Here is a 16,618-nt window from a genome sequence, read left to right on the forward strand (position 1 = left end):
GTTTCGCCGGCGTGCGTCGACTGCAGTAACAGGACCTCCCCCCGGTGAACTTGGACAACGTACGAATTTCTCGAAAGCTGGCCGGCGCCTTCGCCCTGATCGTGGCGGTGATCGTCGCCTTGGGCGCGGTGGTCTTCATGCAGGTCCGCGAGTTGGAGAAGGCCAAGGAAACGGTCGCCCTGGCCGAGACCGTCACGGCCAAGACCAGCCAGCTGAAGCGGTCGGTGGACCAGCAGGAAAGCCGGGTGCGCGCCTATCTCCTGACCGCCAAGCCCGAGCATCTGCAGCGGGTCGAGGCGCATAAGGCGTTGTTCCGTGACGGCATAGCCGAGATGAGGGCGCTGACGGCCCATATCGATGGGGCTGGCACGCGTATCGACGCCCTGGAGGTGGCCGTGAAGGCCTATCAGGACGCCGTCATTGATCCCGAAATCCGTCTGGCCGGCAATCCTGCAACCCGTGCCGAGGCCCTGGCCCTGACGGAAAGCAATATTCCGACCCAGATGATGGAGCCGATCGACGCCGCTTTCGATACGATTGTTCAGGCCCAGGCCGCTCGCAAGGCGGCGGCTGTCGAGGATCAGAGCCAGGCCTTCGCCACCACCAAGATCGCCCTCGGCGTCGGCGTTCTGGCTGCACTCGGCCTGTCGATTCTGTTCGGCTTTGGACTGGCCCGGATGATCGCTGCGCCGATCGCCGCCATGACCTCGGCCATGCGTCGTCTGGCCGGCGGCGACAAGACCATCGTGGTGCCCGCCGTGGGCCGCAAGGACGAGGTTGGCGAGATGGCGAGCGCCCTGCTGGCCTTCAAGGACGCCGCCATCGCCAATGAGCGACTGGAAGCCGAGGCCGCCGCCCAGCGCGCCGCCGCCGAGGAAGAACGCGCCCGCGTCGAGGCCGAGAAGGCCCGCACCGCCGAGGAAGACCGTATCGCTGTGACGGCTCTGGGGCAGGGCCTGCAGGCCATGGCCAATGGCGACCTGACGCACCGCATGACGGCCCAGGTGGCTGCGCGTTCGGAACAGTTGAAGACCGACTTCAACACCGCCATCGCACAGCTGGAGCAGGCGGTCGCCGTGGTCGTCGACAACGTCGCCGCCATCCGTTCGGGCTCCAGCGAGATCAGCCAGGCCTCCGACGACCTGTCGCGCCGCACCGAGCAGCAAGCCGCCAGTCTTGAGGAAACCGCCGCCGCCCTGGACGAGATCACCGCCACGGTGAACCGCACCGCCGACGGCGCACGGCAAGCTTCGGGCGTGGTCCAGTCCGCGCGCGGCGACGCCGAGAAGAGCGGCGTCATCGTCCGCGACGCCGTCGAGGCCATGAACGCCATCGAGCAGTCCTCGGCCCAGATCGGCAACATCATCGGCGTCATCGACGAGATCGCCTTCCAGACCAATCTTCTGGCCCTGAACGCCGGGGTCGAGGCCGCCCGTGCGGGCGACGCCGGTCGCGGCTTCGCCGTGGTCGCCTCGGAAGTCCGGGCCCTGGCCCAGCGCTCGGCCGAAGCCGCCAAGGAGATCAAGACCCTGATCTCGGCCTCGGGCCAGCAGGTCGGCGCGGGCGTCAGCCTGGTCGGCCAGACGGGCGAGGCCCTGCAGCGCATCGTCAGCCGCGTGGCCGAAATCGACGGCCTGGTCTCGGAAATCTCGGCCTCGGCCCAGGAACAGGCCACCGGCCTGCAACAGGTCAACACCGCCGTGAACCAGATGGATCAGGTGACCCAGCAGAACGCGGCGATGGTCGAGCAGTCGACCGCCGCCAGCCACTCGCTGTCGCAGGAGGCCGACGTCCTGGCCGCCTCGGTGTCGCGCTTCCGCACCGGCCATGCCGCGGCCCCGGTCGCTGTGAAGAAGCCGGCTTCGGCGCCAGTTCGCGCGCCGCAGCCAGTGGCCCAGACGGTCGCTGCCCTGCGCGCCGGCGGCGCCGCCCGCAAGCCCGCCCTGGCGGTGGTCACCGACGGCTGGGAGGAGTTCTGATCGGGTCTGACGACGGCGGGGGCTGACACGGCCCCCGCTTTCGCCTATATGACCGCTCACATCGTTAGACCGGCGTCCAACGGCGTCGTTTCAAGCGGCGGCCCGGACGGACCGCCGCTTTTGTATTTGGACCTGACCCTTGCGCGCCAAGACCGCTGAAGACCGCGCCCTGCTGGAGATGATCGACCCCGTGGCCGAGAGCCTGGGGCTGGCCGTCGTGCGCGTGCGCCTGATGGGCGGCACCCTGCGTCGTCGCCTGCAGATCATGGCCGAGCGCGTGACTGACCACGACATCTCGGTCGAGGAATGCGCCCGTCTGTCGCGCGCCGTGTCGGAAGTGTTCGACGCCGCCGACCCCATCAGCGGCGAATACCTGCTGGAAGTCTCGTCGCCCGGCATCGACCGGCCGCTGACCCGACTGATCGATTTCGACCTTTTCGAAGGCTATGAGGCCCGCCTTGAAACCGACCGCATGGTCGAGGGGCGCAAGCGCTTCAAGGGAATCCTGGCCGGGACCGAGGGCGACAACGTCGCCATCGATCTGGACGGCGAGGAAGACACGGCCCTGATCCCCTTCGAGTGGATCGCGGACGCCAAGCTGGTGCTCACCGACGAGCTGCTGAAGCGGGGCGCGGCCCTGCGCGCGGCGCGCGGCGAACCCGAAGACGACGGCCTGCCGGAAGGCGCGGCTGAAGACGAACAAACCACCCCGACCTCGACCAAGGACAACGCCTGATGGCCGTCACCGGTATTTCCGCCAACCGTCTCGAACTGCTCTCGATCGCCGACGCCGTCGCGCGTGAGAAGAACATCGACAAGGAAATCGTCATCGAGGCGATCGAGGAGGCGATCCAGAAGGGCGCCAAGTCGCGTTACGGCGCCCATCACGACATCCGCGCCAAGATCGACCACAAGACCGGCGAACTGTCGCTGACCCGCCACGTCACCATCGTACCGGACGACTGGCAGCCGGAAGACGAGCTGGAAGAGTTCAACGACAGCGCCATGGTGCGCCTGCGCGACGCCTCCAAGCGCGACCCGGAAGCCGAGGTCGGCAAGGAATACGTCGAGGTCTTGCCGCCGTTCGAGTTCGGCCGCGTCCAGACCCAGATGGCCCGCCAGGTCGTGACCGGCAAGGTCCGCGAGGCCGAGCGCGCCAACCAGTACGAAGAATTCAAGGATCGCGTCGGCGAGATCGTCAACGGCACGGTCAAGCGCGTCGAATACGGCAACACCATCGTCGACCTGGGCCGTGGCGAAGGCATTATGCGTCGCGATCAGTCGATCCCGCGCGAAGTGTTCAACGTCGGCGACCGCGTCCGCACCTACATCTACGACGTGCGTCCCGAGGCCAAGGGCCCGCAGGTCATGCTGTCGCGCGCCCACCCGGGCTTCATGGCCAAGCTGTTCGCCCAGGAAGTGCCGGAAGTCTATGACGGCGTGATCGAGATCCGCGCCGCCGCCCGCGACGCCGGTTCGCGCGCCAAGATGGCCGTCCTGTCGAACGACAGCTCGATCGACCCCGTCGGCGCCTGCGTCGGCATGCGCGGCTCGCGCGTTCAGGCGGTCGTCGCCGAACTGCAGGGCGAGAAGATCGACATCATCCAGTGGAACGACGACGAGCCCACCTTCATCGTCAACGCCCTGGCCCCGGCCGAAGTGGCCAAGGTGGTCATGGACGAAGACGCTGACCGCGTTGAAGTCGTGGTGCCGGACGAGCAACTGTCGCTGGCCATCGGCCGTCGCGGCCAGAACGTGCGCCTGGCCTCGCAGCTGACCGGCTGGCAGATCGACATCATCACCGAGTCGCAGGACTCGGAGCGTCGCCAGAAGGAGTTCGCCGAGCGGACCGCCCTGTTCCAGGAAGCCCTGGACGTCGACGAAACCATCGCCCAGTTGCTGGTCACTGAAGGCTTCGCCACCATCGAAGACCTTGCCTTCGTGGAATCCTACGAAGTCGCCGAGATCGAAGGCTTCGACGAGGACACCGCAGAAGAGCTGCAGACCCGCGCCCGCGAATACCTGGACCGCAAGGCCGCCGAGCTGGACGCCAAGCGCGTCGCCCTGGGCGTCGAGGATGCGGTTCTGGACGTGCCGGGCGTCACCGGCGCCATCGCCGTCGCCCTGGGCGAAGGCGGGGTGAAGACGGTCGAGGACCTGGCCGACCTGGCCACCGACGAGATCCGCGGGGGCTATGAAGTCCGCAACGGTGAGCGCGTGAAGGTTCCGGGCGTTCTGGAGAGCTTCAACCTGTCGCAGCAGGACGCCGAGCTGCTGATCCTGCAGGCCCGCGTGGCCGCCGGCTGGATCGACGCCTCGGAGCTGCCGCAGGTCGAAGAGCCCGAGTACGAGGAAGAAATCTTCGCCGAAGCCGGTGAAGACGGCGCCGAGTACGAGGCTGAAGCCGTTGATGTCGATGCGGAGGTCTTCGCTGAAGACCTCGAGCCTTCGCAAGACTGATGGGAGCCGCAGCCGTCCATGACTTCGACCGAGGCGCTGATCGATAGAGACCGTCAGGACCTGGTGACCCGCCAGGTTCTCGATGAATCTCGCCTGATCCGCTTCGTGCCGGCGCCGGACGGCTCGGTCGCTCCCGACCTGGCGCGCAAGCTGCCGGGCCGCGGCCTCTGGGTCGAAGCCTCGCGGGCTTCGGTCGAGACGGCGGTGAAGAAGAACCTGTTCGCGCGGTCGGCCAAGGCGCCGCTGAAACCCGCCCCGGACCTGGCCGACATGGTCGAGAAGCTGCTGGTTCGGCGCTGTCTCGACCAACTGGGCCTTGCCCGGCGCGAAGGCGTGCTTATCTCTGGCTTTGAAAAGAGCGCCGCCGCCATTCGTGGCGGACGCGCCGCTTGGGTCATCGAGGCCGCTGACGGCGCCGCCGACGGTCGGGGCAAGCTTCTGGCCTTGGCGAAACATCCGTCCCCGGCGCCCAAAATTTGCGGTGCTTTCAGCGCGGACGATTTGAGTTTGGCCCTTGGGCTGGAAAATGCGATACACGCCGTCCTGCTGAAAGGCGGGCGAGCCGATCGCTGGACCATCGAGGTCGAGCGATTGGCGGGATTTCGGCCTCTGCGTCCAGAGAGCTGGCGCCGGGACGGTCCCGGCGACGGCGCCGAGGACGACCGGGGCGAGACCCCGGAACGAGAGCCTGAGGCTTTTGGCGGGCGAGGACCTGTTTCCTGACCAGGGAGCGGGACCACGCCCGGCTATGGGTGTTTGACGAGACGATGGCGGAATTCTCCGCCCCGAGTAAAGCGACCGGATGAGCGACGAAAACGACAAGACCGAAGACGGTAAGACCCCTGCCAACGCGCCTTCTCAAACGGGGCCGCGCGCTCCGCTGAGCCTGAAGCCGCGCGCCGCGGGATCGGTCTCGACCGGCACCGTGAAGCAGAGCTTCAGCCATGGACGGTCCAAGACCGTGGTCGTCGAGACGAAGCGTCGCGCCGGCGCTGCTCCCGGACATCAGCGTCCGCAGGGCTTCGACGTGTCGCGTCCGCGCGCCGATCAGGGCGGTTCCAACGCGCCGCGCGGCAATGCGCCTCGCGGCGGTCCGGCCGGCGGCGCCCTGTCGGTCGAGGAACAGGAGGCCCGTCGCCGCGCCATCGCCCTGGCCACCCAGGCTCAGGCTGAGCGCGAACGCGCCGCCGTGGCTGAAAAGGCCGCGCGCGAAGCCGCCCAGCGCGATCAGGCCGCCGCCGCCGAGAAGGCCGCGGAAGCCGCCCGCGCCGAAGCCGCCGCCGCCAAGGCTGCTGCCGACGCCGCCCGCGCCGAAGCGGCCAAGCTGACGGCCGCCGCGCCGCCGGCCGCTCCGGTCAAGCCTGCCGCGCCCAGGGTTGAACTGCCCAAGGTCGAGCTGCCCAAGCCGATCGTGCCGGCCCCGACGCCCGCGCCGACCCCGGCTCCGGCCGCGCCGGCCCCGCGTCCGGCAGCGCCTGCGCGTCCGGTGGTCAACTTCGGCCAACGCGCCCCCAAGATCCCGACCGGTCGTGCGCCGATCGAGCGTCCCGCCTTCGGCGGCCGCTCGGCCCGCGAACAGGCCATGGGCGACGGCGATCGTCCGCAATCCGACCGTTCGCAGGCTTCGGATCGTCCGCAAGGCGGTCGCCCCCAGGGTGATCGTCCGCAGGGCGCCCGTCCGGCCGCCAGCCAGACCGTCCGCTATTCGGCCCTGAACCCGAAACCGGCGCCCGGCGCCGCTCGTCCTGGCGCCGCCCGCACCGGCCCCGGCGGCCGTCCGGCTCCGAACGCTCCGCCCGCCACGCCCGACGTCGCCCGTCCCAGCCGCGCTCCGGGCGTCGGCTTCGGTCGTCCGGTCGGTCGTGACGATGATCGTGACAAGCGTTTCTCGGACGCCGGCAAGGCGGTCAGCCGCACCCGTGGCGAGCCGAAGCGCCGTGAAGGCCGCCTGACCATTCAGTCGGTCGCCGGCGACGGCGACACCGCCGAGCGTATGCGCTCGCTGGCCTCGGTCCGCCGGGCGCGCGAACGCGAGAAGGAAAAGCGCAAGGGCGGGTCCACGGACGAGCCGCGCACGGCGCGCGAAGTGGTCATCCCCGACGTCATCACCGTGCAGGAGCTGTCCAACCGGATGGCCGTCCGCGGCGTCGACATCATCAAGTTCCTGATGCGTCAGGGCATGATGATGAAGATCAACGACGTGATCGACTCCGACACCGCCGAACTGGTGGCCGAAGAGTTCGGCATGACGGTCAAGCGCGTGTCGGAATCCGACGTCGAAACCGGCTTCATCGCCGAGGCCGACGACGAGGAAGCCACCACGCTGCGCGCCCCGGTCGTGGCCATCATGGGCCACGTCGACCACGGCAAGACCTCGCTGCTGGACGCACTGCGGACGACCGACGTCGCCGGCGGTGAAGCCGGCGGCATCACCCAGCACATCGGCGCCTATCAGGTGCGTCTGGAAGACGGCCAACGCGTCACCTTCCTTGACACTCCGGGCCACGCCGCCTTCTCGGCGATGCGGGCGCGCGGCGCCAACGTCACCGACATCGTGGTCCTGGTCGTGGCCGCCGACGACGGCGTCATGCCGCAGACGATCGAAGCCATCCGTCACGCCAAGGCGGCCAACGCGCCCCTGATCGTCGCGGTCAACAAGATCGACAAGCCCGAGGCCAACTCCCAGAAGGTGGTCAACGAGCTGCTGCAGCACGAGGTCATCGCCGAAAGCCTGGGCGGCGACACCCAGATCATCGAGGTGTCGGCCAAGAACCGCATCAATCTTGACGGTCTGATCAATGCCATCCTGCTGCAGGCCGAGGTCATGGACCTTCGCGCCAACCCGGACCGTTCGGCCGAAGGCGTGGTCATCGAGGCCAAGCTGGACAAGGGCCGCGGCCCGGTCGCCACCGTCCTGGTCAAGCGCGGCACGCTGAAGCGTGGCGACATCGTCGTGGCCGGCTCCGCCTGGGGTAAGGCGCGCGCCCTGCTGGACGAACGCAACACGCAACTGACCGAAGCCGGTCCGTCCGTGCCGGTCGAGATCCTCGGCCTGTCGGAAGCGCCCTCGCCGGGCGACGTCTTCGCCGTGGTGGAGAGCGAGGCCCGCGCCCGCGAGCTGACGGAATACCGTGAGCGCGTGAAGCGCGAAAAGGCCCAGGTCTCGGGCGGCAGCCTGTCGCTGGCCGACATGATGTCCAAGCTCCAGTCCAAGAAGGTCAACGAGCTGCCGGTCGTCATCAAGTCGGACGTCCAGGGTTCGGGCGAGGCCATCTCGGCCTCGCTGGAGAAGATGGGCAACGAGGAAGTGCGCGCCCGTGTCGTCTATACGGGCGCCGGCGGCATCACCGAGAGCGACGTCAACCTGGCCAAGTCGGCCGGGGCGCCGATCCTTGGCTTCAACGTTCGTGCGTCCAAGCAGGCGCGCGAACTGGCCGACCGCGAAGGCGTCGAAATCCGCTACTACTCGATCATCTACGACCTGCTGGATGACATTAAGGGCGTGCTCTCGGGCATGCTGGCGCCGCTCCAGCGCGAAACCTTCCTCGGCAACGCCAAGGTGCTGCAGGTCTTCGACATCACCAAGGTCGGCAAGATCGCCGGCTGCCGGGTGTCGGAAGGCGTGGTCCGCAAGGGCGCGCGCGTCCGCATCATCCGCGACGACGTGGTGGTGCTGGAACTGGGCGTTCTCAACACGCTCAAGCGCTTCAAGGACGAGGTCAACGAGGTGCCCTCGGGCCAGGAATGCGGCATGCAGTTCCAGGGCTTCCAGGACATCAAGGAAGGTGACTACATCGAGTGCTTCACCGTGGAATCGGTCAAGCGCACCCTCGACTAATACGTCTGAGTTCGCTCAAGGCGTCAGGGCGCGGTCTCGAAAGGGACCGCGCCCTTTGTCTTTTGGCGCCAAGGCTTCACGGCGAGCGCGGAGGCCTTTAGGGTCGCGGCGTCGCCGGGGGGCGTTCAAGCAAGGGTCGCCATGCGCCGCCACATCCTGATCTTGGTGCTTGTCGCCGCCTCCGCCGTCTCTGGCGCGGCCGCCGCCGACACCCGCTTTCTGGCTTTTGACGCGCGCGACCGCACGACCCAGGCTCTGACGCGCGGCGTGACCCTGGAGGTCGAGCGGGGCCTGTTCGGGGCCGTGGCGGTGCGCAATCTGTTTTCCAGCACCTCTCGCGGGTCGGCGCGGTTCGAGCGGGGCGGACCCGACGCCGTGCGACGCGCCTTGCCGGCGGGGGCCAGCGAGAGCGGCGTCTATGCCATCGTGCAGGAAGGCGACGGTCGGGGCCTGGCCCGCGCCCTGTGCCCTGGCGCGGATGAAAGCTGGGTCGTGATCGGGCGGGTCAAGGCCGGCCGCCCCATGACCATGCACGCCGTGGGACGTTGGAGCGACGGTCAGTACCGCCACTGCGTTCAACTGAATTACGACTATCGCGGCGAATGGGCGACGCAGCAGGGGGCCGGCCCGGCCAAGGACGCCCCCCTGGCCTTTGGCCCGAACTGAAGATCGCGTGCCGGGCCGGTTTTTGATCGCGGCCCTGATCGGCCTGATCGCCGCCCTGTGGACGCTGACACGGCCCGGCGATCCGGCTCTTTTCCCTGGGGCGCCGGGCGAGCCGGGCGTAACCGTCTATCTGCTCGACAACGGTTTCCACACCGACCTGGCCGTGCCGCGCGCGGCCCTGATGGACGGGGGAGGGGCCCTGGCCGCAGCGACGGCGGGTCTGGCCCCCGGCGACTGGGTTCTGGTCGGCTGGGGCGACGCGACCTTCTATGTCGATCAGAGCCCGATCCCGGGCCGGCTGGCCGATGGCGCTCGCGCCTTCTTTGCGCCGGGCAACGCCTCGGTCGTCATGCTGGACCCCGAGGCGCGCGATCCGACGCGGCGGTTCCGACCTGAGGACCGGCAGGCGCTGAGGTTGTCGGCGGCGGGCATGGCGGCGCTTCGAACGCGGGTCGAGGTCTCGCTGGAGAGGGACGCGACGGGGCGTCCGATCCTGGCGGCGGCCCGGCCCGGCGACGACGCCCGCTTCTTCAAGAGCCGCGAGACCTTCTGGATCGGCCACCTGTGCAACCACTGGACGGCGGAGCTGCTGTCGGCCGCGGGACTGCCGGTCCGACCCTTCCGCGCGGTGACCTCGGGCGAGGTGATGCGGACCGCCGCCCGCGGTCAGGCCGATGCGGCCAAGCTGGACTTGCAGCCCGTCCGCGACTAGACCGCGCCCTTCGCTTTTTCAGCCGGCGTCCGATCCCCGGCGAGCGACAAGGGAGGCGCGCCATGAGCCGCAAACAACATACCCGCAACGCCACCGGACCGATGGGCCCGTCGCAGCGCCAACTGCGCGCCGGCGAACTGATCCGCCACGCCCTGGTCGACGTGCTGCGCGAGCAGGAGATCCACGACGAAGCCCTGCTGGGCGTGTCGATCACCGTGACCGAGGTGCGGCTGTCGCCGGACCTGCGCCACGCTACCTGCTTCGTCGAGCCCCTGGGCGCGGGCGTCGAGGCGGCCGTGACGGCGGGGCAGGAGTCGACCATCATCAAGGCGCTGAACACCCACGCCAAATTCCTGCGCGGCCAGTTGGGACGCCACATTGACATGAAGTACACGCCGGACCTGAAGTTCCGCCACGACGAGAGCTTCGAGGCGGCCAGCTACATGGATCGGTTGATGGACGATCCGCGCGTCCGCGCCGACGTTGAACGTGCGGACGAAGACGAAGGTCAGGCCTGATGGGCCGCCGCAAGAAGGGCGAGATCGTCAACGGCTGGGTCTGCCTGGACAAGGCCTATGAGATGGGCTCGACCGAGGCGGTGACCAAGGTCCGCCGCCTGTTCGACGCCCAGAAGGCCGGCCACGCCGGGACCTTGGACCCCCTGGCCTCGGGCATCCTGCCCATCGCGCTGGGCGAGGCGACCAAGACCGTGCCCTTCATGATGGACGCCGAGAAGGTCTATCGCTTCACCATCCACTGGGGTATCTCGACCGACAGCATCGACCGTGAGGGCGAGATCATCGCCCGCTCGGACGTGCGGCCCTCGGTCGAGGCGGTGAAGGCGGCCCTGCCGGCCTTCGTCGGCGAGATCGATCAGGTCCCGCCCCAGTTCTCGGCCATCCGCGTCAACGGCGAGCGCGCCTATGATCTGGCGCGTGACGGCGCCGAGTTCGAGCTGGAAGCCCGCAAGGTCATGATCCATGAGGCGGCGGTGACCGACGCCCCGGACGCCGACCACGTCGAAATCACCATGCGGACCGGCAAGGGCGTCTATGTCCGCTCGCTGGCGCGCGACCTGGCCGCCATGCTGGGCGCCGAGGGACACGTTTCGGCCCTGCGGCGCGAGCGGGTGGGGCCGTTCTCGACCGAGAACGCCGTCACTCTGGATTTTCTCGCCGATCTGGCGCATAAGGGCGCCGCCTTGGAGGGCTTGCTGCCCGTTTCGACCGCTCTGGACGACATCCCGGATCTGGCCGTCACGGAACAGGACGCCTTCTCGCTGAGGCAGGGACGGCCGATCGTTCTGCTCCCCCGTCAGGTTGAGACCTTGAAGAGCCAGCTTTCCGCCGGTTCGCGCACGGTGTCGGCCTTCGTGGGAGAGACCCTGGTCGCCCTCTGCACCCTGCGGGCCGGTCGGCTAGAACCCGACCGCGTTTTCAATCTCCCCTAGCGCTCGTTTTCGGACGGCGCGACAGGGCTCCAACATGGAGACTCTCGATGTCGATTACGGCTCAACGCAAGGGCGAAGTCATCGCTGACAACGCTCGTTCGGCTGCAGACACCGGCTCGGCCGAGGTCCAGGTCGCGATCCTCTCGGAACGCATCGCCAACCTGACCGAGCACTTCAAGACCCACAAGAAAGACAACCACTCGCGTCGCGGCCTTCTGAAGATGGTCTCGCAGCGTCGTCGTCTTCTTGACCACCTGATCAAGACCGATCGCGAGCGTTATGTCGCTCTGATCACCAAGCTGGGCCTGCGTCGCTAAGGCGGCCGACCAGCAGCGGAAAGAATTCTCGAGGCGCGGGCGGACACGTCCGCGCCTCGTTCCGCACCTAGAGCATTTCCTGACGGAGCGGCTGTCGTTCGCTTCCGGAACTGCCGACAGTGAGCTTCCTGCGCGTCGCAGGTCTTCATCGACGCAGACGCGAGGGCCAGGACGGTCCTTGCTCCATCCGCCCGGACGCGATGGCGCGACCGGGTTCTCGGGGACCGAGGGACTGAACAGCCCGAGGCTCCACACACCCCCGCCGGGAATACGCCCGCGGGAGACGAAAGAAGAAAAATGTTCGACATTAAACGCAAGACGATCGAGTGGGCCGGCCGCCCGCTGACGCTGGAAACCGGCCGCATCGCCCGTCAGGCTGACGGCGCCGTTCTGGCGACCTACGGCGAGACCGTGGTCCTGGCCACCGTCGTCTATGGCCGCCAGCCCAAGCCGGGCCTGGATTTCTTCCCGCTGACCGTCAACTACCAAGAGAAGACGTTCGCCGCCGGCAAGATCCCGGGCGGCTACTTCAAGCGTGAAGGCCGTCCGTCGGAAAAAGAGACTCTGGTCTCGCGCCTGATCGACCGTCCGATCCGCCCCCTGTTCGTCAAGGGCTTCAAGAACGAGACTCAGGTCGTCATCACCGTGCTGCAGCACGACATGGAGAACGACCCGGACGTCCTGGGCATGGTCGCCGCCTCGGCCGCCCTGACCATCTCGGGCGTGCCCTTCATGGGCCCGATCGGCGCCGCCCGCGTCGGCATGATCGACGGCGAGCTGGTGCTGAACCCGGCTATCGACCAGATGGGCGAAAGCGCCCTGGACCTGGTCGTCGCCGGCACGCAAGACGCCCTGATGATGGTTGAATCCGAAGCCAAGGAGCTGTCGGAAGAGAGGATGCTCGAGGCCCTGATGTTCGCGCACGCGGGCATGCAGCCGGTCATCGACGCCATCATCGATCTGGCCGAGCACGCCGCCAAGGAGCCGTTCGACTTCCAGGCCGAGGATCACTCGGACGTGGTCGCCTCGATCAAGAAGCTGGTCGGCGAGGACATCAAGGCCGCCTACGCCCATCCGGGCAAGTATGAGCGCCGTTCGGGCGTCGACGCGGCCAAGAAGACCGCCGCCGCCGCCCTGGTGAAGACCGACGAGAACCCCGAAGGCGTCGACAGCTCCAAGTTCTCGGCCGCCTTCAAGGAATGCGAAGCCGACGTCCTGCGTCGCGACATCATCGAGAACGCTCACCGCGTCGACGGCCGCGCCCTCGACAAGGTCCGCGCCATCGTCTCGGAAGTCGGCGTCCTGCCGCGCACCCACGGCTCGTCGCTGTTCACGCGCGGCGAAACCCAGGCCCTGGTCGTCGCCACGCTCGGCACCGGCGAGGACGAGCAGTACATCGACAGCCTGCAGGGCACGTACAAAGAGTCCTTCCTGCTGCACTACAACTTCCCCCCCTATTCGGTGGGTGAAGCCGGCCGCATGGGTTCGCCCGGCCGTCGCGAAATCGGTCACGGCAAGCTGGCCTGGCGCGCGATCCGTCCGATGCTGCCGACCAAGGAAGACTTCCCCTACACCATCCGTCTGGTCTCCGAGATCACCGAGTCCAACGGCTCGTCCTCGATGGCCACGGTCTGCGGTTCGTCGCTGGCCCTGATGGACGCCGGCGTGCCGCTGGTCCGTCCGGTCTCGGGCATCGCCATGGGTCTGATCCTGGAGCCGTCGGGCGAGTTCGCCATCCTGTCGGACATCCTGGGTGACGAAGACCACCTGGGCGACATGGACTTCAAGGTCGCGGGCACCTCGGAAGGCATCACCAGCCTTCAGATGGACATCAAGGTCGCCGGCATCACCAAGGAGATCATGGAGCAGGCCCTGACCCAGGCTTCGGCCGGTCGTCTGCACATCCTCGACGAAATGTCGAAGGCCATGGACGCCCCGCGCGCCGAACTCGGCGAGCACGCGCCGAAGATCGAAACCATCAAGATCCCGGTCGACAAGATCCGTGAAGTGATCGGTTCGGGCGGCAAGGTGATCCGCGAGATCGTCGAGAAGACCGGCGCCAAGATCGACATCGGCGATGACGGCACCATCAAGGTCGCCGCCAACGACCAGGAGAAGATCGACGCCGCCAAGAACTGGATCAACTCCATCGCCGCTGAGCCGGAAATGGGCGCGATCTACACCGGCAAGGTGGTCAAGGTCGTCGACTTCGGCGCCTTCGTGAACTTCTTCGGCGCCAAGGACGGCCTGGTCCACGTGTCCCAGATCGCTCTGGAACGCGTCGCCAACCCGGCCGACGTCCTGTCGGAAGGCCAGGAGGTCAAGGTCAAGTTCCTGGGCTTCGACGATCGCGGCAAGACCAAGCTGTCGATGAAGGTCGTTGATCAGGCCACGGGCGAAGACATCACCGACAAGATCAACGCCGAGCGCGCTGAACGCGGTGAAGCCCCGCTGTCGGAAGACACCGGCGGCCGTCCGAAGCGCGAAGGCGGTGATCGCGGTGGCGATCGCGGCCGTCGTCGTCGCGACTAAGCTACGGCCTTACGGCTGAAATGAAGAAGGCCCCGGCGGAGTGATCCGCCGGGGCTTTTTTCTTTTGGGGCGCTATCGCGGGTCGCTTGAGCATGGCTGCTCCCTCCCCCTTGTGGGGAGGGTGGCTGAGCCCGGAGGGCGAGGCAGGTGGGGGCGCTTAGCGGTTCAAGCGCGGCTCCCAGCATCACGACGCCTGCCCCACCCGGTCGCTGCGCGACCACCCTCCCCATGAAGGGGAGTGAGTAGGTCAGGCCGCGCATTCCTTGGGCTTGGCCTCGTCCGGGCCGTACATGGCGCACGACCGGTCGATTTCGCCCTGGATCATCTCGCAGGGGTTGGCGCTGTTGCAGGGCGGGCGGGTGGCCGGGCTGACCTTGATACAGCGCTCGACCAGACGTTTGGATCGGGCCTCGCCGATCTCGGCCAGGCAGGAGCCGGGGTCGCCGACGGGTGTGACGGCGGGCTCGACCGCGGGGGCTTCGGGTTCGGACGCGACGGCTTCAGGCTTGGGCTTGGGCTCGGTCTTGGGCTTGGGCGGCGCGACGGGCGCGTCTTTCAGCGGCACGGCGTCGATCGGTTCTTGCGTCAGAGGCGTGTTGACGCCTGCAGGCGGGGTCTCGACGGGCGCGGACTGCGGTTGGCCGCATCCGGTCAGCAGGGCGGCCGTCAGGGCCAGAAGCGAGGCGGCGAGGGCGGGGCGCATGAGGCAGTCTCCGTTCGCAGAAGACGCCACCATGCCCCGATCGGCCCTCGCGGCCTAGTCTTTGGTGTTTAGCGGCCTAGGTTACTTGGCAAGCGCCGCGCGCTGCAGGGCGAACAGTTCGCCGCAGCCGATGCCGGCCAGTTCGAACAGGCGGTCGAACTCGGGGCGCGAGAAGCCGCGCTTCTCGCCCGTGGCCTGGATCTCGACGATGCCGCCGGCGCCGGTCAGGACGAAGTTGGAATCGGCCTCGGCGGTGGAGTCTTCCTCATAGTCGAGGTCCAGCACCGGCAGGTCGTTGAAGATGCCGCACGAAACAGCCGCGACCTGATCGATGATCGGGTTGGTCTTCAGCACGCCTTCGTCGGTCAGGTAGTTGAGGGCCGTGGCCATGGCCACCCAGGCGCCGGTGATCGAGGCGGTGCGGGTGCCGCCGTCGGCCTGGATGACGTCGCAGTCGATCAGGACCTGACGCTCTCCCAGGGCTTTGAGGTCGACCACGGCGCGCAGGCTGCGGCCGATCAGGCGCTGAATCTCTTGCGTGCGGCCCGACTGCTTGCCGGCGGCGGCTTCACGACGGCCGCGCGTGTGGGTGGCGCGCGGCAGCATGCCGTATTCGGCGGTAACCCAGCCCTGGCCGGTGTTGCGCATCCAGCCCGGCACCTTTTCCTCGACCGAGGCGGTGCACAGGACCTTGGTGTGGCCGAAGCTGACCAGGCACGAGCCCTCGGCGTAGCGGTTGACGCCGGTCTCCAGCGTGACGGCGCGGAGTTGTTCGGGGGTGCGTTCAGACGGGCGCATGGGATTTCCTTGGAACCTGGGTGGGGCGTGCTTATCCTGAAAGCGTGAGCCTGTATGCCCCCCATCCGTCGCCGTTCGGAAGCGCCCCCGCTGGCCTGGGGACGCTGGACGCGCGCGCGCGCGACATCTTCCGTCGCATTGTCGAGACCTATCTGGAGACGGGCGAGCCGGTCGGGTCGCGCACCATCTCGCGCGGGGGGCTGGCCCTGTCGCCGGCCTCGATCCGCAACACCATGCAGGACTTGACGCTGGCGGGTCTGCTGGCCTCGCCGCACACCTCGGCAGGAAGGGTGCCGACCCATGCGGGCCTGCGTCTGTTCGTCGACGGCCTGCTGGAGGTCGGCGATATCGGTCAGGACGAGCGGCGCGAGATCGACGCAAGGCTCGCCGGAAAGGGGCGCAATTTCGAAGAGGCGCTGGACGCCGCCACCAACCTGCTATCGGGTCTGGCGGGCGGCGCGGGCATCGTCGCCAGCCCGGTGCGCGACGCGGGCGTCAAGCACGTCGAGTTCGTGGCCCTGGGCCACGATCAGGCCCTGGCGGTGCTGGTCGGCGACGACGGCACGGTCGAGAACCGGCTGATGCCGCTGTCGGCGGGGGTGACGCCCTCGACGCTGTCTGAGGCTTCCAACTTCCTCAACGCCCGGCTCAAGGGTCGTCCTCTGGCTGAGGCGCGCACCGAGATGAGCGCCGAACTGGCCGACGCCCGGCGCGAGCTGGACGCCGCCGCTGCCCGTCTGGTCGAGGACGGCCTGGCCGCCTGGTCCGGCGGGGGCGAGCGCGACCGGGCCCTGATCGTGCGGGGCCGGGCCAACCTGTTGCAGGACGCCCAGGCAGTCGAGGATCTGGAGCGGGTGCGCGTCCTGTTCGACGATCTGGAGCAGAAGGAACAGCTGATCGGCCTGCTCGACGGGGTCGGGGCGGCGCAGGGGGTGCGCATCTTCATCGGCGCCGAAACACGCTTGTTTTCGCTTTCGGGTTCCGCCGTGATCGCGGCGCCCTATATGACGGGCCGGCAGCGAGTGCTGGGCGCCATCGGCGTCATCGGCCCTGCAAGACTGAACTATGCCCGTGTCATCCCGTTGGTGGACTATACCGCCCGGGTGCTGGGCCGGATTCTGGACGGACAAGAGACGTGAACGACATCAACGACGAGACCCGGG

The 16,618-nt window shown here is 68.1% G+C and carries 14 protein-coding genes; 12 read left to right on the forward strand and 2 right to left on the reverse strand.

What is annotated here, in order from left to right:
• The first annotated feature begins 44 nt into the window (after nt 1-44).
• The 11 genes from ACIQTU_RS01325 to pnp all read left to right on the forward strand — a co-directional run bounded on the left by ACIQTU_RS01325 (nt 45) and on the right by pnp (nt 13,954).
• A complete protein-coding gene (locus tag ACIQTU_RS01325; RefSeq protein ID WP_400541184.1) occupies nt 45-1,979 on the forward strand; it encodes a methyl-accepting chemotaxis protein in 1,935 nt (644 codons plus the stop codon).
• A 139-nt stretch (nt 1,980-2,118) separates the two neighbouring features.
• Entirely contained in the window at nt 2,119-2,715 is a 597-nt protein-coding gene (gene rimP, locus ACIQTU_RS01330; RefSeq protein WP_400541187.1) for a ribosome maturation factor RimP, read from the forward strand.
• The gene (nusA, locus tag ACIQTU_RS01335; protein WP_400541190.1) at nt 2,715-4,439 is read left to right on the forward strand and encodes a transcription termination factor NusA; all 1,725 of its coding nucleotides are present in this window, start codon (nt 2,715-2,717) and stop codon (nt 4,437-4,439) included. The genes rimP and nusA overlap by 1 nt, the downstream gene beginning before the upstream one ends.
• Nucleotides 4,440-4,457: 18 nt before the next feature.
• Nucleotides 4,458-5,162 (forward strand): RNA-binding protein, encoded by a 705-nt coding sequence (locus tag ACIQTU_RS01340; protein WP_400541193.1) that lies wholly within the window; start codon nt 4,458-4,460, stop codon nt 5,160-5,162.
• Between the two features lie 79 nt (nt 5,163-5,241).
• Nucleotides 5,242-8,277, forward strand: a complete 3,036-nt coding sequence (gene infB / locus ACIQTU_RS01345) for a translation initiation factor IF-2 (protein ID WP_400541196.1) — start codon at nt 5,242-5,244, stop codon at nt 8,275-8,277.
• A gap of 141 nt (nt 8,278-8,418) precedes the next feature.
• A complete protein-coding gene (locus ACIQTU_RS01350) occupies nt 8,419-8,943 on the forward strand; it encodes a hypothetical protein (protein WP_400541199.1) in 525 nt (174 codons plus the stop codon).
• A 7-nt stretch (nt 8,944-8,950) separates the two neighbouring features.
• Nucleotides 8,951-9,655, forward strand: coding sequence for a DUF2459 domain-containing protein (locus ACIQTU_RS01355; protein ID WP_400541202.1), 705 nt, complete (start codon nt 8,951-8,953; stop codon nt 9,653-9,655).
• A gap of 62 nt (nt 9,656-9,717) precedes the next feature.
• A complete protein-coding gene (gene rbfA / locus ACIQTU_RS01360; RefSeq protein WP_400541205.1) occupies nt 9,718-10,173 on the forward strand; it encodes a 30S ribosome-binding factor RbfA in 456 nt (151 codons plus the stop codon).
• Entirely contained in the window at nt 10,173-11,105 is a 933-nt protein-coding gene (gene truB / locus ACIQTU_RS01365; RefSeq protein WP_400541208.1) for a tRNA pseudouridine(55) synthase TruB, read from the forward strand. Before rbfA ends, truB begins: the two co-directional genes overlap by 1 nt.
• A gap of 47 nt (nt 11,106-11,152) precedes the next feature.
• A complete protein-coding gene (gene rpsO, locus ACIQTU_RS01370; protein WP_400541211.1) occupies nt 11,153-11,422 on the forward strand; it encodes a 30S ribosomal protein S15 in 270 nt (89 codons plus the stop codon).
• A 297-nt stretch (nt 11,423-11,719) separates the two neighbouring features.
• Nucleotides 11,720-13,954, forward strand: coding sequence for a polyribonucleotide nucleotidyltransferase (gene pnp / locus ACIQTU_RS01375; protein ID WP_400541215.1), 2,235 nt, complete (start codon nt 11,720-11,722; stop codon nt 13,952-13,954).
• A gap of 247 nt (nt 13,955-14,201) precedes the next feature.
• On the opposite strand, the gene ACIQTU_RS01380 is transcribed toward pnp, so the two are convergent.
• A complete protein-coding gene (locus ACIQTU_RS01380) occupies nt 14,202-14,657 on the reverse strand; it encodes a hypothetical protein (protein ID WP_400541218.1) in 456 nt (151 codons plus the stop codon).
• An 81-nt stretch (nt 14,658-14,738) separates the two neighbouring features.
• Nucleotides 14,739-15,455 (reverse strand): ribonuclease PH, encoded by a 717-nt coding sequence (rph, locus tag ACIQTU_RS01385; protein WP_400541221.1) that lies wholly within the window; start codon nt 15,453-15,455, stop codon nt 14,739-14,741.
• Between the two features lie 50 nt (nt 15,456-15,505).
• Here rph and hrcA point away from each other — a divergent pair, with 50 nt between their 5' ends.
• The gene (gene hrcA / locus ACIQTU_RS01390; protein ID WP_400543714.1) at nt 15,506-16,594 is read left to right on the forward strand and encodes a heat-inducible transcriptional repressor HrcA; all 1,089 of its coding nucleotides are present in this window, start codon (nt 15,506-15,508) and stop codon (nt 16,592-16,594) included.
• Nucleotides 16,595-16,618: the final 24 nt, after the last annotated feature.

Source organism: Brevundimonas sp. NPDC090276, from assembly GCF_044772165.1.
GTDB lineage: Bacteria > Pseudomonadota > Alphaproteobacteria > Caulobacterales > Caulobacteraceae > Brevundimonas.